A 19,255-nucleotide genomic window follows, 5' to 3' on the forward strand; every position below is an offset into this window, starting at 1 on the left:
CCTGGTCACGGCCAGGATCTCGGCGAGACGCTCGGCTGGGGTTTCCCGGCCGAGCGTCTTGCGTGATCGGCCTCCCGGTCCGGGGTGTCACGGCGGGTCAGGCGTCGGCCCCATCTCTGGGCCGGTGCCTCGACGCAGTAGTACGTCAGCACGCACACCGGCAACAGCACGGCGTAGAAGGCCACTTCGAGGACGAGGTCGTCGTGGCGGCGGCGGCCGATCGTGCCGTCGCTCACCGCCAGCAGCAGGGGATGCACGAGGTAGACGGAGTAGCTGATCATGCCCAGGAACGTCAGCAGCCGTGGGATCCGTCGGCGGCGCAGCGCCAGCCCGATGCCGAAGGTGGCCACGGCCAGCAGGAAGGACACGATCCAGGCGCGCCGGGTGAAGTGGCCCCCGTCGCCGTCGACATACGCGCTCCCGACCGCGCAGGCGACCACCAACGCCGCCGCGCACCCCGCCCACGCCCAGCTGCTCTGACCGGTGTCGGCCCGGTACACCGCCGTACCGAGGAACATCACGGCGAGGATCACCAGGCCCTCCCACACCGGCACCGTGCCGTTGAAGGCGACCAGGGCCAGCGCGAGGACCCCGCCCAGCACGCCCCCGAACACCCTGAGCGCGGCCGACCCGGTGCACGCGCAGCAGATGGCGATGAGCATCACGACCGACGCGAGCGCGATCAGCCTGCCGGTGCCCAGCGCGTCGGAGAGGGCCGACGCCGGCAGCGCGAACCCCGCCGCCACGCTCAGCGCGGCGAGCGCCGCCAGGGTGACGGCGACCGCGCCGGACCGCCGGTGCAGGCGGACGGTGAAGAGGCCGACGACCAGGAGGTAGAAGGCCATCTCGTACGAGAGGGTCCACAGGACGAGCAGGAGATTGGGGGTGCCCAACAGCTCCTGGAACAGGGTGAGATGGGCCAGGGCCACCGAGGTGAGGCTCTGTCCGCCGAAGTCCCGGATCTCCGCCACGCCGAAGTGGTCGGCCACGAGCAGACCGGTGACGACGGCCGCGCACAGCGGGTAGATACGGAAGAGGCGGCCGGTCCAGAACGTCCTCACACTGCCCCGGCGTTCCAGCGACGCGGGGATGATGTAGCCGCTGACCAGGAAGAACACCATGATGCCGTAGCGGCTGGTGTTGAACTCCGGCATCAGCTCCCGTCGGAACTCCGCCATGAACGAGTACGACGAGTGGTCGAACACCACGACGAGCGCCGCGATGCCGCGCAACGCGTCCAGCCAGCCGAGCCGCGACGCACCGGACGCGGCCGCCCTGGAGGACCGGGAGGACCGGGAGGACCGGGAGAACCGGGAAGACCGGGGCGATGCGGAGGGCGAGGACTTCATACCCGTTCTCACGTGCGGTTCTTCTCCGGTGTTCAGCTCGGCTCCGATGGGCGTGGTCCGGCCTGTCGGGCAGCCCGGGAAGCGGCAGGGCGCAGGGCGGGCGGAGCCGTTCGGGGCGCCGACCTGGTGGACGCCGGGTGCGGTGAGCACCCGGCGTCGCCCGGGTCAGCTCGTCGGCTCGGCCTCCGGTTCGGCCTCACAGCGGTCGACCGAGGCCGCCATGGTCTGCTCGGCCATCTCGATGCGGGAGGTCGCCTTGTCGCCGGCGGCCACCTCGACCTGCCACTCCCCGTTCTCGACCAGGGCTCCGTTCTTGTCGATGAACGAGACCATGACCGAGAACTCGGCGTCGACCGCGTTGGGGTTGGTCACCTCCACGGTCGCGTACGGCTGCTTCGCGGACGCGCACGTCACCAACCGCACGGTCGCCGACTCCAGTTGTGCCTCGCCCGAGCCGGTGTCCTCGGTGGAGGAGTCGTCGTACGAGTCGTCGTACGAGTCGTCATAGCTGTCGTCGTAGTCGTCGTAGTCGTCGCTCTTCCCCAGGCCGGATGTGCCGCCCGACGACGAGGACGAGGTGTCGTGGTCCTGGGAGGAGGAGCTGCAGCCGCCGCCACTGCCACCGTCGCTGCCGCCGCTGGAACTGGAGCTGGAACCGCCGCTGGAACCGCGTCCCGTCGAGAACCCGGTCAGCGCGAGCACGACGATCACCGCCATCGACGCGAACCTCAGCCCGCGCACCCGTGTTTGTCCGCGCATGAGAGGCCCCCTCACTCGGCGGTACGCGACAGGCCGGTCAGCTTGCAGGTGCCGCCACCCGCCGCGAAAGCGCTGTCGTCCACCGAGCCCTCGTTCACCTTGACGTCAAGGACGTCGGAGGAACCGGCGGGCACGGACCGGATGGCGCCACCCTCGGTGGTGGCGACACGCTTGCCGTCGGCGTCCGTGAACTCGACGTCGAACGTGTAGCTGTACGTGGTGCCCGAGCTGCTGTTGGTGGCACGGACTCGGGCGGCCAGACCACGGTCGTACTCACAGGTCTCGATCTTCAGATCCCTGGCGGCACCCTTGGAGCTGGACGTCCCGCCCGTCCCCGAGGTGGTGCTCCCGCCCGTGGTGGTCGTACCGCCGCTGTCGCTGCCCCCGCTGGAGCTGGAGGAGCTGGATGACGAAGAGCCGCCGGAGCAGCCTCCGCCGCTGGAGCCGCGGGCTCCGGTGAGTGCGAACACGGCGATACCGAAAACCGCGATGGCCCGGACATGACGAGACTGCACTGGCTCAACCCCCGTTGAGTAGCGTTGTTTTGATGTCACACCCGCAAACGGATCCCTTCCGCTGACAGGCGCACGACACCCTAACAGCACGTGAGGAACACGGAGCCGGTCGATCGCGCGGTCACGGAGTTGCCTGGCCGTGGAATCGGACAAGCGCCCAGCGGGAACCGTCGCTCTCCCCATCCGGGCGCCTGGAGCCATCAGGCCTGGGCAGCGGCAGGACGGGCATCTGCGGATGCCGCGGGTGCTGTCCTGCGTCGTAGACGTGCAGGGGCGAAGCGCGTCCGCTCACGCGGACCGAGCGGCCGCGGCACCCGGACTCGGGGGACGTGGAGCGGGACATCGTACGGCCGTACGTGGCGGCCCACTTGACCGGTACCGCGAAGCAGAGAGAGCCGCACGCGGGGCACGCGCGGCCCTGCGTGACCTCACACTCGGGGAACACCCACCGCCCTGGCACCGATCGACAACTGTCCGTGTCCGAGGCTGCGTGGTTTCCGGCTTCCGGGAATCTGCACAGTGCGTACATAGCCGCATCACGCCGCGCGATGCGGCCGCGCAGCGGCATGCCGGATGCCGCTCCGCCGGCATGAAGTTGGCATGAAGTGTCCTGTTCTCAATCCCGGTGGCACTGCTCAGCCGCGTCCCGATATCGCACGGTACGTAGAGAAGGTGTCCTCAAATCGTGTGCCGGCCTGCACGGTTGCGTCGCCTGCTCGTTCGACTTCCCGGGCGCGTGGTCCGGTTGATTGGATGCCCGGCGTGCTCCGTGCTTTGATCCCTGGCACCGCGGCAGCAACGCGCGAGTCTCCGGAAACGGGGTCGCACGTCTGCGGCCGGGGCCCGCTAGTCCCCAGCGGGGCCACCCCCCCCCTTGTGGATCATCCATACGAAGGGAAGTTTCCTCATGAACTCCGCTCCCCAGGTCGAGACCGTCGAGATCTCCGACGCCGCGCTCGACAACGTCTCCGGTGGCCTGGCCCCGCACGCCAGCCTCGTCGCCGGACCCACCGCTGTCAGCGACGCGACCGTCCTGACCCAGATCGAGGGCGTCAAGAACGAGGTCCTGGGCACCGCCGCCCAGTACAACCACGTCAGCGTCTGCGCCTCGCTCTGACGCACGGCCCGTAGGGCAGGACGTCCGGCGGCCCCGCGCCCCTGAAGGAGCTTCGCTCCTGAAGGGGCTTCGCCCGTTACGGGACCGGACCCGCCCTCACGTCGTCCGCGCCGTCCCCGTCCCCTTCTCCGCGTCCAGCGCGTACACGCACCGGTCCTTGCTGCACGCGTACACGACACCGTCCTTGACCACGGGCGACCCGGTGATCTCACCGCCCGTCGCCAGCTTCCACCGCAGCCGCCCGTCGTCGGCCTTCAGCGTGTACAGCAGATGGTCGGTCGAGCCGAAGTGGATCCGCCCCTCCGCCACCGAGGGCGCCCCCACGATCTCCCCGCCCGCCTGGAAGCGCCACTTCGGCGTTCCCGTGACCGCGTCGAGGGTGTAGAGCCCCTTGCCGCTGCCCACGTGGACGTGCCCGGCGGCCACCAGCACCGGTTCCAGGGAGGAGCGGGACTCCGTCGCGATCCTCCACCGGTCCCGTCCGTCCGTCGCGTCGAGCGCGTAGACCGTGCCGAGGTAGTCGGCGAGGTAGACGCCACCGCCCGTGACCGCCGGGCCGGGCGCGAAGGTGGGCGCGGAGAGGAAGACGGCCGGAGCCTCGAAGTGCCAGCGGACGTGCCCGCTCGCCACGTCGACGGCGAGGACGCGGCTCCCGGCGGAGACGTACACATAGCCGTCGGAGGCCGGGGTCAGCCGCACGGGGACGCCGCCGCAGGAGGCCGCGTCCCCGATGGGGTACGACCAGCGCTCGTCGCCCGTACGGGCCTCCAGCGCGCGCAGCCGGGCGTCCTTCCAGACGTACACCGTGCCGTCGTGGACGACCGGGCCCGCCTCGGGGGACTCGAAGTCGGCCTGGGCGCCGGCGAGCTCCCAGAGCTTGTGCCCGTTGGACGCCTCCCAGCCCTGTACGCCGCCGCCCCGGGTGGCGGTGACCACCGTGCCCCGGTCGGCCTTCAGCGAGTACACCCAGGCGTCCGTCGACAGCCGCCACAGGTCGGCGCCCTCACGGGCGTCGAGTGCGAAGAGGGTCGGGCCGTCGGAGGCGTGGATACGACCGTCCGCGACCGCCATCGACCAGGCGACGTCCCGGGTCTTGAAGCGGCGCCGGCCGGTGGCCACGTCCAGGGCGTGCACCTCGAAGGAGGTGACGTAGACGAGGTCGTCGGCGACGGAAGGGGTGCCCCAGACGTCGTTCGACATGCGGAAACGCCAGGGGCGCCAGCCGGAGGCGGCCGGTTCCGGGGCGGGCGGGGCGCTCGCGGAGGGCGCGGGGTCGGCGCCGTTCACGCCGGCGCGCGGGCGGGACCAGGAGGCGGCGAGGCCCGCCTCGGGAGGGGGCGCCTTCACGGCGGCGGCGCGGGCGTCGGCGACGCGCGGACCGGGCCCGATGGGCACCTGGCCGCCGGCGAGCCGGACCGGCCCGGTGTCGGGGGCGCCGAGGGAGACGGGCGACACGGGCGCGGGGTCGTACGACGGCGGGGGCGGCGGTACCGGGGCGGTCGGGCGACCGCCGCCACTGCGCCCGCCGGAAGCCTGCTGCTTGGGCACGGCGCGCCCGCCCCGGCGCGTCTCGATCATGCTGACCGCCTTCTCGGGCAGCCACGCCGACGCCGTACCGCTGTCGTCCGAGCCGGAGCCGAAGAGATGGGGCGCGAGCTGGGCCTGGAGGTCGGCGGGGTTGGGGCGCGCGGTCGGGTCCATCTGCATACAGGACTCGATGAGGGGGCGCAGGTCGTCCGGGAGGCCGGAGAGGTCGGGGCCCTCGCGCAGCAGCATGAAGACGGTCTCGACCGGGTTGGCCCCGTGGAACGGCGCGTGTCCGGTGGCGGCGAACACGAGCATCGAGCCGAGCGAGAAGACGTCACTCGCGCCGGTGACGCTCCGCGAGTCCTTCGCCTGCTCGGGCGACATGTACGCGGGCGTGCCGACGGCGACGTTCGTCATCGTCAGACGTGTGTTCGATACACCGGACGCGATGCCGAAGTCGATCACGCGCGGACCGTCCTCGACGACGAGCACGTTGGAGGGCTTGAGGTCGCGGTGGACGAGTCCGGCGCCGTGGATGGACTGCAGGGCTTCGGCGACGCCCGCGGCGAGCCAGCGGACGGCCTGGACCGGCATCGGGCCGCAGTCGTTCACTATCTCCTCGAGCGAGGGCGCGGGGACGTACGCGGTCGCCAGCCACGGCACGGCCGCGCGGGGGTCGGCGTCGACCACGGCCGCCGTGTAGAAACCGGACACCGCGCGGGCCGCCTCGACCTCACGCGTGAACCGGACCCGGAAGAGCTGATCCTCCGCCAGCTCCGTCCGCACGGTCTTGATCGCCACGCGCCGCCCCGACGCCGAGCGCGCCAGATAGACCAGCCCCATGCCGCCGGCACCCAGCCGTCCCAGCACCTCGAACGGCCCGATCCGCCGCGGATCGTGCTGCGTCAGCTGATCCACCACTTGCCCTGCCACCTCCCCGTACGGACCGCGTCACCCACGTTGTGCGCGCGACCCCCGTGCAGCGTCTCACCACCGCACCGCCATGGCGGCACGCACCCCGATTCTTCCTGCTACCGGGGGCAGGTGCGAACCCGGGGGCGGATCGGGGTGTCTCAGGACAAAACCACGTTGTCCGCCTTTCGGGAAGCGGGAGCCCGGATGATGGGACAGTACGGCGGTCCGCGTACCACCGGCGCACAACCCCGTACGCCTGCCCACGCGGCGGCCTCTTCACTCGCGTCGCGGGGATCGGCCGAAGGCCGGCCGGAAGTCGGCCGAAGTCCGGCCGTAAGCGGTCTTCCCGCTGGTCAGCCTTTGTCCTCCGGGCCGGTCGCCCCGTGTTCTCCCGCCGGCCGGGCCTCGTCCTCGCCCCGGTCGTCCCCCCGTTGCCGCAGCTCGTCCGGGCGCTGTTCGGCCTGGTCCGCCTCCTGCGGGGCCTCCCGCCAGCCGTTTCCGTCCCACTGCTGGAGCAACGCGAACGACGCGCCTTGATTGTCCGTGACGACCGCCACATTTCCGTACGAGGTGCCGAACGGCGGCACCTGCACCCGGCCCCCGAGCCGGCTGACGGTCCCGAGCGCGGCCTCGCAGTCCTCCGTCCCGAAGTGGACCAGGAAGTGCGGCGGCATCTCCGCCGGGAAGACGTCCGTGAGCGTGGCCCGGCCGAAGTCCGGGGCCGCGTCCGGGCCGAAGAGCGCGTCGTGGAAAAGGTGCGCGTAGAAGGAATTGGCCGCCTTGGTGTCCCGCGCGTACAACTCGGCCCACGCGAACGTGCCGGGCTCGTGGCGCCGCCCGAAGCCGGTGTGCCTGCCGGCCTGCCAGAGACCGAAGACGGCCCCTTCGGCGTCGGTGGCCAGCGCGGCCGTGCCGAGCGTGCCGACCGGGGTCGGCGGGATGATCACCTGACCGCCGGCCGCGGTGATCCGGGCGGTCAGGGCGACCGCGTCCGGGGTCGCGAAGTGCAGCGTCCAGGCCGTGGGGAGCCGGCCGTCGGGCTTGGGGGCGAGGGCGGCGAGCGGGGTCGAGGCGCCCGAGGGGTACGCCCACACCTCATGGGCGCCGTCTCCGGGGGCCACCCTGAACGTCCATCCGAAGAGTTCGCCGTAGAACCGCTTGCCCGCCTCCACGTCGGGCAGCTGGGCGTCCACCCAGCAGGGGACGCCCTCGGGGTACGGGACGCTTCCCGTCCCGGCGGCGGCTCCCGCCCCGGTGACGGCTCCCGCCCCGGTGACGGCTCCCGTCTCATCGGCCATAGGGCCAAGCTAACGGCGGCGCACGTGGGGCGCGCGTCGGGCGCGTCCGCCGTCTTTGCGCGAGAGATCACGCGGGGGGTTCGGTTAGTCGGCGGGTGCGGGTTCGGCGGGGGCTGGTCGCACGGTTCCCCGCGCCCCTGAAAGCAGGGGGCGCCCCGTGCTTTTCAGGCCCGCAGGGGCCTGGTCTTTCAGGGGCGCGGGGAACTGCGCGAGAAGCCCCACCGGCCCGCAGCCAAAGACCACACCTGACCGGGGTCGAAGGGGCGCAGCCCCTGGATGGGGGCACCTCCCGCTCGAGCGAAGCCGAGAGTGGGGGGAGGGACGGGTAGGGGCGGCGGGGGCGAAGAAAATCCGCCACCGCACCGCAGGGCCATCCCACGAACCCCTTGGTGAAGCCCATGCTCCCCATTTGCAGTCGGCCGAATCGCGCTCCGATCACCCCTCGGTAAGCTGACGGCATGACAGGACAAGTGCGTACCGTCGACGGCCGCGTGGCCGGCCGACGAGGGCAGGCGACCCGGCAGAAGCTGCTCGACTGCCTCAGCGAGATGCTCAGCTCGTCGCCCTACCGGGACGTCAAAGTCATTGATGTCGCCCGGAAGGCGGGGACTTCGCCCGCGACCTTCTACCAGTACTTCCCGGACGTCGAAGGTGCCGTCCTGGAGATCGCCGAGCAAATGGCTGCCGAGGGCGCCACGTTGACGCGCCTTCTCGAAGGACGGTCCTGGGTCGGCAAGGCCGGCTGGCAGACCGCCCAGGAACTCGTCGACGGTTTCCTGGAGTTCTGGCGCAGGAACGACGCGATCCTCCGCGTCGTCGACCTGGGCGCCGCCGAGGGCGACAAACGCTTCTACAAGATCCGCATGAAGATCCTGAACTCCGTCACCAACTCCCTCTCGGAGACGGTCTCCGAGCTCCAGGCCAAGGGCCGCGTCGACAAGGACGTCAGCCCGGCGGCCCTCGCCGGTTCCCTCGTCGCCATGCTCGCCTCGGTCTCCGGGCACCAGAAGGGCTTCCAGACCTGGGGCGTCAAGCAGGCCGAACTGAAGCCCAACCTCGCCCTGCTGGTCCACCTGGGCATCACCGGCAAGAAACCCACGAAGTAACCAGGAGCACCCGGGCACGCCCCGGACGCGATTCCTGTCACGCAGACGGCACCCTCGGGCGAGGCGTGCCGCCTGCCGCGTTCAGGGGGCCCAGGGGCCTGGGGACCGCTGGTGGACTGCCGGGGGACCCGCTGGGCGGCATCACGCCCGTCATCACGACCGTACGGCGATCGTCATCGGCTCGGCGTCGGCACCGGCACCGGCACGATTCACCGCCGTACGATCCGGAACACCCGTATCTCCCGGTCCACCCGGGCCTGGTACGTCGAGTACGGCGGCCAGAACCTCAGCAACTCCCGCCAGACCGCCGCCCGTTCCTCGCCCGCCAGCAGGTGCGCGGTGACGGGGATGTCCTGGCCCTTCCAGTTGATCTCGGCGTCGGGGTGGGCCAGCAGGTTGGCGCTCCAGGCGGGGTGGCCGGGGCGGCCGAAGTTCGACCCGACCAGGACCCAGCTGTCCCGCCCCTCCTCGGGCATACAGGCCAGCGGCGTACGCCGCGGCTGCCCGCTCCTCGCGCCGGTCGCGGTCAGGACGACGCCGGGCAGCAGTTGCGCGCTGAGCAGCACCCGGCCCCGGGTGACACGGTGCACGGCCCGGTCCAGCGCGGGGATGACATGCGGTGCGACCCGGGCGAACGCCGGAGCCGAGGACACCTTCTGCACCAGCCGTACGCCCATGCCCTTCATCCCCTCGGCCATCCCCGCCGTGTTCCTCGAAGCCATCAGCCCCGCACCTCCCTCTGCCCGCCCGGGCCGTCGACGGTGAAGACGCCCGCCTCGTCGGCCGCCCGCCCCCGCAGCCGGTGCACCGGCCCGAAGAGCGACTCGTCCCCGGCCACCCGCTTGAAGTACAGCTGCGCCTCGTGCTCCCAGGTGAACCCGATCCCCCCATGCAACTGGATCCCCTCTCCGGCGGCCACCCGCAACGCCTCCAGCGCCTGGGCGAGCGCCAGCCCGCCGACCCGCTCGCCGCCCTCCGTACAGGGCTCGGCGGCAGCCGCCCAGGCCGCGTAGTACGCCGCCGACCGGGCCGCCCGCACCCGCACGTAGACGTCCGCGAGCCGGTGCTTCACCGCCTGGAACGACCCGATCGGCCGTCCGAACTGCTCCCGCTGCCGCACATACGCGACCGTCCGCTCCAACGCCCGGTCGGCGGCTCCCACGGCCTCCGCGGCGAGCACGGCGGCCGCCGCGTCCCCGACCTGGGCCAAGGCCGACAGCACACCGGCACGGGCACCGGCATCGGCACTGACGTCGACATCGACATCGACCTCATCACCGAGCAACTCTCCCTCCACATCCCGGAGTTCGAGCCGAGCCACCGGCCGTGTCTCGTCGATGGAGGTCTGCCGCACCCGTACGAGCCCGGCACCGGCACCCCCACCCGCACCCGCACCCGCACCCGCACCCGCACCGGTCTCCCCGGTCACCGCCCGCACGAGAAACAGCAGCGTCCGCGAGCGGGCGTACCCCCCGGCGTGCGCGGCCACGAGCAGCAGGCCGGCGCTGTGCCCGTCGAGAACCTGTCCGGCCTCCCCGTAGAGCCGCCACCCGTCCCCGACGCGTCGCGCCTGGACGCCGCCCGCGCGTCCGCCGCCGGCCCACGCGCTCCCGTTGTCTCCGGTCAGCGCCAGCGCGGTGGCGAGGGCCGCGCCCGCTACGGCAAGGGCCGCGGTGAGTCCGCCGGAGGCGAGGCGGGGCAGCAGTTCGGCGCGCTGCCGCTCGGTGCCGAGGGCGAGGATCAGGGGGGCGACCAGGACGGAGGTGGACAGCAGCGGCGAGGGGGCGAGGGCGCGTCCCAACTCCTCGCTTGCCAGGGCGAGTTCGGTTGCCGAGCAGCCGACACCGCCGTACGCCTCGGGGAGCGCGAGTCCCGGCAGCCCGAGCTGTTCGGAGAGGGCGGCCCACAGCCCGCCGTCGTGCCCCTCCCCCGTCCGCACGGCCGCCCGGACCTCCTCCGGACCGCAGCGCTTGAGCAGCAACTCCCGTACCGTACGCCGGATTTCCTCCTGCTCGGCGGTGAAGCGGGCATCCATGGCGGTCCCCCTCCTGCTCCCCCAACGTCTCGATCTGACGGTCCGTCATATTAGGCCGGAAGGCACCCGAAGCACAGGGTTGCCGTCGATAGATCTGATGTACCGTCAGATCCATGACCGCTGTGCCAGCCCTACCCGGAACCGGTGGCCGTCGCGACACGGCACGAGCATCTCGTGGTGGCGGCCGAAGGGTCGCGATCGTCGGGGCCGCGCTGTCCGACTGCGGCCGGGTGGACGACGCGACCCCGTACGCACTCCACGCGCAGGCCGCCCGCCGGGCCCTCGCCGACGCCGGGCTGGAGCGCACGGCCATCGACGGCCTGGCGTCGGCCGGCCTCGGCACGCTGGCGCCAGTGGAGGTGGCGGAGTATCTGGGCCTGCGGCCCACCTGGGTGGACTCCACCTCGGTCGGGGGGTCGGCCTGGGAGGTCATGGCGGCGCACGCGGCGGACGCGATCGCCGCCGGGCACGCGAACGTCGTCCTCCTCGTCTACGGTTCCACGGCCCGCGCGGACATCAAGGCGGGCCGCCGCACGGGCAACCTCTCCTTCGGCGCGAGCGGCCCCCTCCAGTTCGAGGTCCCCTACGGGCACACCCTGATCGCCAAGTACGCCATGGCCGCGCGCCGCCACATGCACGAGTACGGCACGACCCTGGAGCAGCTGGCCTCCGTCGCCGTACAGGCCCGGGCGAACGCGGCGGCGAACCCGGAGGCGATGTTCCGCACGCCGCTCACCGTGGAGGACGTCCTGTCCTCCCCGCCGATCGCCGACCCGTTCACGAAGCTGCACTGCTGCATACGTTCCGACGGCGGGGCGGCGGTGCTGCTGGCGGCCGAGGAGTACGTACGGGACTGCCGGCCGACGACCCCCGTCTGGATCCTCGGCACGGGCGAGTACACCTCGCACACGACCATGTCCGAGTGGCCCGACTTCACGGTCTCCCCGGCGGCGGTCAGCGGCCGCCTGGCCTTCGAACGGGCCGGCGTGCGCCCCGCCGAGATCGACTTCGCCGAGATCTACGACGCCTTCACCTACATGACCCTCGTGACGCTGGAGGACCTCGGTTTCTGCGCGAAGGGAGAGGGCGGGTCCTTCGTGGAGAAGGGCCGCCTGACCCTGACCGGCGACCTCCCCGTGAACACCGACGGTGGCGGTCTCTCCGCCCAGCACCCCGGCATGCGCGGCCTCTTCCTCCTCGTCGAGGCCGTACGCCAACTGCGCGGTGAGGCGGGCGCCCACCAGGTCCGGGCCCCCGACGGCCACCTGCCCCGCCTCGCCGTGGCCTCGGGCACGGGCGGCTGGTTCTGCTCGTCGGGGACGGTGGTGCTGGGACGGGAGTGAGGCCCTCCCGGCCGACCACCCCGAGGACGGCTCCGCCACCTGCGCCTTCCTGACGCCGTCCACCGCATGCCGTCCACTACACGCCGTCCACCACATGCCTTCCACTACGTGCCTTCCACAGCCGGAATACGAGGCGGGGAGGGCGCGCTGTAGGGAATCGGCAGACGAAGGCGTCCCCGTAGCAGTCCCGGAGGAAGCGACATGGCACTGTCCCGCAAGGAGCGCGAGGAGTTTCTGGCCGAGGCCCATGTGGCCGCGTTGGCGGTGGACGCCGGGGAGGGCAGGGCACCGCTGACGGTGCCGATCTGGTACCAGTACGAACCCGGGGGCGACATCTGGGTCATGACCGGGCTGGACACCCGCAAGAACCGGCTGATCCAGGCCGCCGGCCGCTTCTCCCTGATGATCGACCGACTCGAACCCACCATCCGCTACGTCTCCGTCGAGGGCCCGGTCACCGACACCGCCCCGGCCACCCTCGACCAGCTCCGCGAGATCTCCGCCCGCTACCTCCCGGCCGACAAGGTCGACGGCTACGTCGACTTCGCCTCCCGGAACCATGGCGAACAGGTGATCATCCGCATGCGCCCCGAGAGGTGGGTCTCGTCCGACCTGGGCACGGTGTGAGACCGTCCCACCCATGATCGAGCCCCCTTCCGAGCCGCAGTCCCCCTCTCCGGCACCCTCCCGGCCGTCCGCGTTCGTCCAGGTCCTGCGAGGGCTGCGGGTCTGGGATCCGCAGGTCAGCGCCTTGCCGCCGTTCGATCCGGCCACCGCCCCCGCCGAACCGGTGGCGCTCTTCGCCGCCTGGTTCGGGGAGGTCGTGGCGGCCGGTGAGGTGGAGCCGCACACCATGTCGCTGGCCACGGCTGACGCGGAGGGCCGGCCCGACGTCCGTACGGTGATGCTGCACGACGTGGACGCGCGGGGCTGGCACTTCGCCTCCCACGCGGGCAGCCGCAAGGGACGGCAGCTCGCGGCCCGCCCGTACGCGTGCCTCGGCTTCTACTGGCCCCTCCTCGGCCGCCAGGTCCGGGTGCGGGGCCCGGTCACGGTAGAACCCGCCGAGGTCGCCCACGCCGATCTGCACGCCCGCTCGACGGGTGCGCTGGCCGCCGCCCTCGTCGGGCACCAGAGCGAAGTCCTCCCCTCCTACGAGGAGTTGGAGCGCGCGTCGGAGGCCGCCTGGGCGCGGGCCGAGCGGGAACCGGACGTCGCCGTGCCCTCCTGGACGGCGTACGTCGTGGAGCCGGACGAGGTGGAGTTCTTCCAGGGGGACACGCGGCGACGACACGTTCGGCTCGACTACCGCCGGGAGGAGGGGGGTTGGGTCACGGAGTTGCTGTGGCCCTAGCGAACGTCCGGCAGACAGGCCGGGCAGCCACCGAAGGCCCCAGGCCCTTCCGCCGCCGCTCCCTACGCGCCTGGCACGATCCGTGTTCTGGCAGATCGACGCCGCACCACGATGCTGCGGAGCTGACGCGTTTCCGACGTGGAGCAGTGGGCGGGCTGCGCCGGTGTGTCGGGCCGGCGCCTCAGACCTTCTCCCAAACGGACACGTGTGTGGTGCTGTCGTTCGTGAACGGCTCCCCCTTCCAGCCCGCCCACCGGTCCCGCAACCGCATCCCGGCCAGCCGGGCCATCAGATCCAGCTCGGCCGGCCAGACGTACCGGAAGGGGAGCGACCAGTACACCGGCCGCCCGTCGACGACCATCATGTGGTGCGACCTCATGCCCTGCGTCGCCACGTCGTACGTGTCGAACCCCAGCCGCGTCGCCCCGACCCGGACCGGCACCGCGTTCTGCCCCGGGGGCAGCCTCCGCAGGTCCGGTACTCCGACCTCGATCACGAAGCGGCCGCCGGGCACGAGATGCGCGGCGGCGTTGCGGAAACAGTCCACCTGGGCGTCCTGCGTGGTCAGGTTGTTGATCGTGTTGAAGACCAGGTAGGCGACGGTGAAGCCGGGGCCGTCCACCCGGCTCGTGGCGAAGTCCCCGATGGTGACCCCGATGTCCTCGCCACCCGGCTTGGCCCGCACCCGCTCCACCATGGCGCGCGACATGTCGATGCCGTGCACCGGCACGCCCCGCCGGGCGAGCGGCAGGGCGATCCGCCCGGTGCCGACCCCGAACTCCAGCGCCCGCGCATCCCCTCCGGGGCCGTCCGCGAGACCGGCGATCAAGTCCACGACCGGATCGACGGCCTCCGCGGCGAACATGTCGGCGGAGGTGTCGTCGTAATGCGCGGCGACGACTTCACCGAAGTACCCGTCCGGGTCGTCGACGGCCTCGTACCCGCCACCGCCCCCACCACCGGATCCGCCCCTGCCCACGCCCTCTCCCTCTTCCGCTCCCACTCCCACGTGTCCCTCTCCGCCTTCGCCCGCGTACCCGTTTCCGTCGTCCGTGTTCATCAGATCCCTTGCGGCGCCGGGTCCGTGGCCAGCCGTGCGTGCAGGTGCGCGTCCCGGAAGGCGTCGTGACGCCCCTCGTCGAAGGCCGCCCCGCGCAGGGTCCCCTCGTACGCGAACCCGCACAGCTCGGCGACACGGCAGGACGCGGCATGGCCGACGACGTGGTCGAGTTCGAGCCGGTGGATGCCGAGGTCGGCGAAGGCCCAGCGGGCGGCGAGGTCGAGGGCGCGGGTGGCGATGCGGCGCCCACGGGCCTCGGGCAGCACCCAGTAGCCGACGACGGCCCTCCGCATATACGGGTCGATCCCGCTCAGCCCGACCTGCCCGAGCGTCACCCCGCTCTCCGCGTCCGTGACCCGGAAGGCCACGGTCTTCCCCTCCGCGGCGGACTCCGCCCGCTGCCGCAGCGATTCGCGGGCGCCCTCAAGGCTCTCGTCCAGCGTCATGGGCGTGTTCCACCGCCGGAAGTCCGGATCCGCGCGCCCCCGGAACCACGCCTCGACATCCGCGTCGGACTCGGCGTCCCAGGCGCCCAGCCGCAGCCCGTGACCCTGCGGCTCGACGGAGGATCGGCGGGAAGGACCGGAGGATCGCTCATCAGTACGGCTCACGCCCCCATTGAAACGCGTGAGCCCTCACGACCGCGCGCGAAATACGGGCACCGCGAAGCCCCCGCCCTCGCGGAACACGACCTCCAGTTCCCTCCCCGCCCGCAACTCCCCGTCACCCTCGCCCCACTCCACGACCTCGGTCATCATCCGTGGCCCCTCGACGAGATCGACGACCGCGGCGACGTACGGCGTCCGCTCACCGAAGGGCGGCAGGTCGTTGCGGTGGACGACGGACCAGGTGTAGAGCGTGGCGCGCCCGGAGGCCTCCTCCCACCGCACGTCCTCGCTCCAGCAGTACGGGCAGAACTCGCGCGGATAGTGGTGGGCCCGGCCACAGCCCGCCGCCCCGCAGCGCCGCAGAAGCAGCCGTCCCTCGGCCGCCGCGTCCCAGTACGTACGGCTGAACTCATCGGCGTCGGGCAGATCGAACCGCGCGGAGCCCCCGCCACCGCCACCGCCCATCAGAACAGCCCCAGCGCACTGTCGACGGACCACGTCTGCCAGGACATCCCGAACAGCCCCACCACCGAGATGAGCGCCATCATCGAGTTCTGCCCCTGCTCGGCCCAGTCGTGGATCATCAGCACGAGGTAGAGGACGTTGAGCAACAGCCCGCCGACCAGGGCGACCGGTGTGAGTACCCCGAGGATCAGCCCGAGCCCGAGGGCGAGTTCGGCGTAGGCGACGACGTAGGCCATGGTGCGCGGCCGCGGTTTGACGACCACATCGAAGCCACTGCGCACGGCCTCCCACCGATGTTTCTCCGCCACCCCCGCCGCCCACTCGATCCCGGCCCCCTCGAACCAGGTCTTCTTGTCCTTGTGCCGCCAACTCTCCAGCCACCACAGCCCGACCCCGATACGGAGGACGGCCAGCCATTCGGCACCGCTGAGCCAGATCGTGTCCATGGACATCGCCCTTCCGCACCCGAGCGGGGTTTCTGACGGTACGTCAGTTCAGCGGAACAGGGATGAATGCGCAAGAGACCCGGGCGGGCCGACGGCACCTAGGACACGAACCCGATCGGCATGGCACGGCCGTAGAGCTCGTCGAGACCGACCAACAGCACGCCGCCCCGCTCGGCCTCGGTGCGCAGCGCGTCACTGAATCCCGCGGCGCTGAAGAAGGCCAGCCCGCAGCGGTCCGTGTCATAGCCCCGCCCGGCGAGCACCTCGCGGGCCCGGCTCAACCGCTCCAGGTGACCGACTCCCATCACGGTGCCCCATTTCGCTGCTCCCAAGAGGCCGACAGAGGGCCGCCGCCCCCCGGAACCCGGCTCGGCGACAGCCACATCGACCTGCAGCTGCCGACGCTCCGCGGAGTCGGTCACGACGCCGCTGCCGACCTCCCCCAGCGAAGTACTGAGCAACGAGCGCCCCGGCCCGATCACATACTCACGACAGACCGCCTCGAAGTGCGGTCCGGCCACCTGCGCCGCGAACCGCTCGGCCGCCTGCCCCCACACCTCCGCCGCCTGGCCACTCTCCAGCCGGGCCCAAGCGGGACGCATGACGGCCTCGTAGAAGTTGATCAGCGGTTCGGTGATGCGGTACTGCGACTTGCCCGCCCGGAAGACGTCGGACTCCCGCACCAGGAGATGGCTGTCCTCCAGGACGTTGAGCGGGTGCGAGATGTCCACGGACTTGCGGCCGATGTATCCGGCGATGCCACCACGCGTCGAGTTGCCCTGCGCCACAGCGGCCAGGACCGAGTGATACAGGGCGGTGTCCCGGATGTCGGCCTCCTCGGCGAGCAGGTAGCGCGCCTCACGAAAGAGCGGGCTGAACGGCGAGAGGACCGTACGGCAGATCCAGTCATCGAACGCGCGCAGGCTTTCGGGAACGTCGTCCGCCAGGAACTGGCGGCGGTACGCGGGCGTACCGCCGACGACGGCGTGCAGTCGGGCCGCGAGAGCGGGGTCCTCGGCCACGCCCCAGAACTCCGCGGCGGCCCGATATCCGAAGGGCCTCACGACAAGTTCGAGCTGAGCCCGGCCCCGGAGGGGCGCCGTGCTCGCCAGCAGCCCGCCCATGACCGACATCGCCGAACCGCAGAGGAGCAGCCGCATACGGCTCGCCCGCGTCTGATGACGATCGATCTCGCGCTGTATGAGGGAGGGGAGTTCGGGGGCGACCTTCACCAGATAGGGGAACTCGTCGATGACGACGAGACGCGAGGGTGCCTCGTCCGCTCCTTCTTCGTCCGGGGACGCCAGGCCGAAGAGAAAGGAGATGGCGTCGTCCCACGTCGCGAAGGAGAAGGACGCCGGGGAACCCACGTGCTCGGCCAGGGCGGCGCTGAACTGACGAAGCGACTCCGTGGCGGTACCCGCCGTGGCCCCGAAGTAGAAGCCCCCGCGCTGTTCGACGAGGGCCCTCAGCAGATACGTCTTACCCATCCGGCGCCGACCGCTGACCACCCCGAGCATGGCCTGCGGCAGGGGTCGGTTCACGAAGGCGACGAGCGCCTCCCACTCGGGCCCACGGTCGAACACGTGGGGAGGTTTGGCCGTCCCCGCCTGACGCTTCACGACTCCTCCTTAGGAGTACACCCCTAAGGAGTGTACTCCTTACTGACTGGAGCCCGCGGGAATCCCCTGGCCGCGAGCCCCAGGGTCGCCAATCCCTGACCACGGCCGGACCTCGCCGTCGCCACGTCCCCCACCACCCCTCCCCCACATTCCAAGGGGCCTACGCCACAGATCCCACCCACGTCTCCTACACCCGTGATCAATCCGCAACCAATTCCGGGCTTGACTGAGACCCATCAAGTGAGGGCGTGAATACGCTCGGGCACATGGCCGACTCCAGAGCTTCCGCGACACCTGTCTCCGACCGCCCCGTCTACGTGATCGGCGGCGGCCCCGGAGGGCTGGCCGTCGCGTACGCGTTGCGGGCCCAGGGCGTGCGGGCCGTGGTGCTGGAGAAGGCGGACGGGGTCGGCGCGTCCTGGCGGCGGCACTACGACCGGCTGCACCTGCACACGACCCGGCGGCTGTCGGGGCTGCCCGGACTGCCCATGCCACGCCGCTTCGGCCGGTGGGTGGCGCGGGACAACGTGGTGCGGTACCTGGAGAAGTACGCCGAGGTGCACCAGTTGGAGATCGTCACCGGCGTCGAGGTGTCCCGCGTCGAGCGGAGCGCGGACGGCACCGGCTGGCTGCTGCACGCCACCGGCGGCCGCGAGCTGACCGGCAGCGCGGTCGTCGTCGCCACCGGCTACAACCACACACCCCACCTCCCCGACTGGCCCGGTCGGGACGTGTACGCCGGCGACCTGGTGCACGCCTCCGAGTACCGCAACCCCGAGCCGTACGCCGGCCGTGACGTCCTGGTCGTCGGCATCGGCAACACCGGCGCCGAGATCGCCGTCGACCTCGTCGAGGGCGGGGCCGCGCGCGTACGGCTGGCGGTGCGGACGGCCCCGCACATCGTGCGCCGCTCGACCGCCGGGTGGGCGGCCCAGTACACGGCCGTCCTCGTACGGCGGCTGCCCGTCACCCTCGTGGACCGGCTCGCCAGGCCGGTGGCGAAACTCAGCGTGCCGGACCTGTCGGCACACGGCCTGCCCCGGCCCGACACCGGCCTCTACTCCCGGGTGAACGAGGGCTCCATTCCCGTGCAGGACGTCGGGCTCGTCGACGCCGTACGGAAGGGGAAGGTCGAGATCGTCGGCCCGGTCGAGGGGTTCGACGACGGCAAGGTCGTCCTCGGCGACGGCACCCGCGTCGAGACGGACGCCGTGATCGCCGCCACCGGCTACCGGCGCGCCCTGGAAGGGCTCGTCGGGCACCTCGACGTGCTCGACGAGCGGGGGAAGCCCGTCGTGCACGGGGCCCGCTCCCCCAAGAACGCCCCCGGTCTCTACTTCACCGGCTTCACCAACCCCATCAGCGGCATGTTCCGCGAACTCGCCCTCGACGCCGAGAAGATCGCCAAGGCGGTCGCGAAGACGGGCGGCGTCGCCACCCGCGACGCGGTCACCATACGGATCCGCACCACACGCTGAGCAAACGCGGGGCGCCGGGCGCGGGACGCGGGGCGCGGGACGCCGGACGCGGGGCGCCGGACGCGGGGCGCGGGACGCGGGGCACCGGACGCGGGACGCGGGACGCGGGGCGCCGGGCGCGGGACGCGGGGCGCGGGACGCCGGACGCGGGGCGCCGGACGCGGGGCGCCGGACGCGGGGCGCGGGACGCCGGACGCGGGACGCGGGACGCGGGGCGCCGGGCGCGGGACGCGGGGCGCGGGACGCCGGACGCGGGGC

Annotated in this window: 18 protein-coding genes; 6 read left to right on the forward strand and 12 right to left on the reverse strand. The window is 72.0% G+C overall.

What is annotated here, in order from left to right:
* Window positions 1-5 precede the first annotated feature (5 nt).
* The 3 genes from OG272_RS22230 to OG272_RS22240 form a co-directional block, all read right to left on the reverse strand.
* On the reverse strand, window positions 6-1,361 hold the full coding sequence (locus tag OG272_RS22230; protein ID WP_405894597.1) for an acyltransferase family protein: 1,356 nt from the start codon (window positions 1,359-1,361) through the stop codon (window positions 6-8).
* 153 nt (window positions 1,362-1,514) lie between these two features.
* Window positions 1,515-2,108, reverse strand: a complete 594-nt coding sequence (locus OG272_RS22235; protein WP_327729133.1) for a hypothetical protein — start codon at window positions 2,106-2,108, stop codon at window positions 1,515-1,517.
* Window positions 2,109-2,119: 11 nt separating this feature from the next.
* Complete coding sequence (locus tag OG272_RS22240) at window positions 2,120-2,578, reverse strand: hypothetical protein (protein ID WP_326582013.1); 459 nt, start codon at window positions 2,576-2,578, stop codon at window positions 2,120-2,122.
* Between the two features lie 952 nt (window positions 2,579-3,530).
* Between OG272_RS22240 and OG272_RS22245 the strand changes: the two genes are divergently transcribed.
* Complete coding sequence (locus OG272_RS22245) at window positions 3,531-3,740, forward strand: hypothetical protein (RefSeq protein WP_326582012.1); 210 nt, start codon at window positions 3,531-3,533, stop codon at window positions 3,738-3,740.
* 96 nt (window positions 3,741-3,836) lie between these two features.
* On the opposite strand, the gene OG272_RS22250 is transcribed toward OG272_RS22245, so the two are convergent.
* Window positions 3,837-6,188 (reverse strand): PQQ-binding-like beta-propeller repeat protein, encoded by a 2,352-nt coding sequence (locus tag OG272_RS22250; protein ID WP_327729131.1) that lies wholly within the window; start codon window positions 6,186-6,188, stop codon window positions 3,837-3,839.
* Between the two features lie 347 nt (window positions 6,189-6,535).
* A complete protein-coding gene (locus tag OG272_RS22255; RefSeq protein WP_327729129.1) occupies window positions 6,536-7,480 on the reverse strand; it encodes a VOC family protein in 945 nt (314 codons plus the stop codon).
* 458 nt (window positions 7,481-7,938) lie between these two features.
* Between OG272_RS22255 and OG272_RS22260 the strand changes: the two genes are divergently transcribed.
* Window positions 7,939-8,586, forward strand: a complete 648-nt coding sequence (locus OG272_RS22260) for a TetR family transcriptional regulator (RefSeq protein WP_326582009.1) — start codon at window positions 7,939-7,941, stop codon at window positions 8,584-8,586.
* 209 nt (window positions 8,587-8,795) lie between these two features.
* Here OG272_RS22260 and OG272_RS22265 read toward each other — a convergent pair whose 3' ends face one another.
* Window positions 8,796-9,284, reverse strand: a complete 489-nt coding sequence (locus OG272_RS22265) for a nitroreductase/quinone reductase family protein (protein WP_327732206.1) — start codon at window positions 9,282-9,284, stop codon at window positions 8,796-8,798.
* Between the two features lie 23 nt (window positions 9,285-9,307).
* Window positions 9,308-10,621, reverse strand: a complete 1,314-nt coding sequence (locus OG272_RS22270) for an acyl-CoA dehydrogenase family protein (protein WP_405894600.1) — start codon at window positions 10,619-10,621, stop codon at window positions 9,308-9,310.
* A 113-nt stretch (window positions 10,622-10,734) separates the two neighbouring features.
* Between OG272_RS22270 and OG272_RS22275 the strand changes: the two genes are divergently transcribed.
* The 3 genes from OG272_RS22275 (at window position 10,735) to OG272_RS22285 (ending at window position 13,318) form a co-directional block, all read left to right on the forward strand.
* A complete protein-coding gene (locus tag OG272_RS22275) occupies window positions 10,735-11,964 on the forward strand; it encodes a thiolase C-terminal domain-containing protein (protein ID WP_405894602.1) in 1,230 nt (409 codons plus the stop codon).
* A gap of 201 nt (window positions 11,965-12,165) precedes the next feature.
* Entirely contained in the window at window positions 12,166-12,591 is a 426-nt protein-coding gene (locus OG272_RS22280; RefSeq protein WP_327729126.1) for a pyridoxamine 5'-phosphate oxidase family protein, read from the forward strand.
* Between the two features lie 13 nt (window positions 12,592-12,604).
* Window positions 12,605-13,318 carry a pyridoxal 5'-phosphate synthase gene (locus tag OG272_RS22285; RefSeq protein ID WP_327729125.1) on the forward strand — a complete coding sequence of 238 codons (714 nt, stop codon included), beginning with the start codon at window positions 12,605-12,607 and terminating at the stop codon, window positions 13,316-13,318.
* Between the two features lie 181 nt (window positions 13,319-13,499).
* Here OG272_RS22285 and OG272_RS22290 read toward each other — a convergent pair whose 3' ends face one another.
* The 5 genes from OG272_RS22290 to OG272_RS22310 all read right to left on the reverse strand — a co-directional run bounded on the left by OG272_RS22290 (window position 13,500) and on the right by OG272_RS22310 (window position 17,519).
* Window positions 13,500-14,297: a class I SAM-dependent DNA methyltransferase gene (locus OG272_RS22290; RefSeq protein ID WP_405894604.1), complete on the reverse strand. Its 798-nt coding sequence runs from the start codon at window positions 14,295-14,297 to the stop codon at window positions 13,500-13,502.
* Between the two features lie 80 nt (window positions 14,298-14,377).
* On the reverse strand, window positions 14,378-14,989 hold the full coding sequence (locus OG272_RS22295; RefSeq protein WP_327729124.1) for a GNAT family N-acetyltransferase: 612 nt from the start codon (window positions 14,987-14,989) through the stop codon (window positions 14,378-14,380).
* A 24-nt stretch (window positions 14,990-15,013) separates the two neighbouring features.
* On the reverse strand, window positions 15,014-15,451 hold the full coding sequence (locus tag OG272_RS22300; protein ID WP_327729123.1) for an OB-fold domain-containing protein: 438 nt from the start codon (window positions 15,449-15,451) through the stop codon (window positions 15,014-15,016).
* Window positions 15,451-15,897 carry a DoxX family protein gene (locus OG272_RS22305; protein ID WP_326585768.1) on the reverse strand — a complete coding sequence of 149 codons (447 nt, stop codon included), beginning with the start codon at window positions 15,895-15,897 and terminating at the stop codon, window positions 15,451-15,453. Before OG272_RS22305 ends, OG272_RS22300 begins: the two co-directional genes overlap by 1 nt.
* A gap of 98 nt (window positions 15,898-15,995) precedes the next feature.
* Window positions 15,996-17,519 carry an ATP-binding protein gene (locus OG272_RS22310; RefSeq protein ID WP_405894607.1) on the reverse strand — a complete coding sequence of 508 codons (1,524 nt, stop codon included), beginning with the start codon at window positions 17,517-17,519 and terminating at the stop codon, window positions 15,996-15,998.
* A 266-nt stretch (window positions 17,520-17,785) separates the two neighbouring features.
* Here OG272_RS22310 and OG272_RS22315 point away from each other — a divergent pair, with 266 nt between their 5' ends.
* Entirely contained in the window at window positions 17,786-18,997 is a 1,212-nt protein-coding gene (locus OG272_RS22315) for an NAD(P)/FAD-dependent oxidoreductase (protein ID WP_327729120.1), read from the forward strand.
* Window positions 18,998-19,255 lie beyond the last annotated feature (258 nt).

Origin of the sequence: Streptomyces sp. NBC_00104 (genome assembly GCF_045160825.1) — a bacterium.
Taxonomy (GTDB): Bacteria; Actinomycetota; Actinomycetes; order Streptomycetales; family Streptomycetaceae; genus Streptomyces.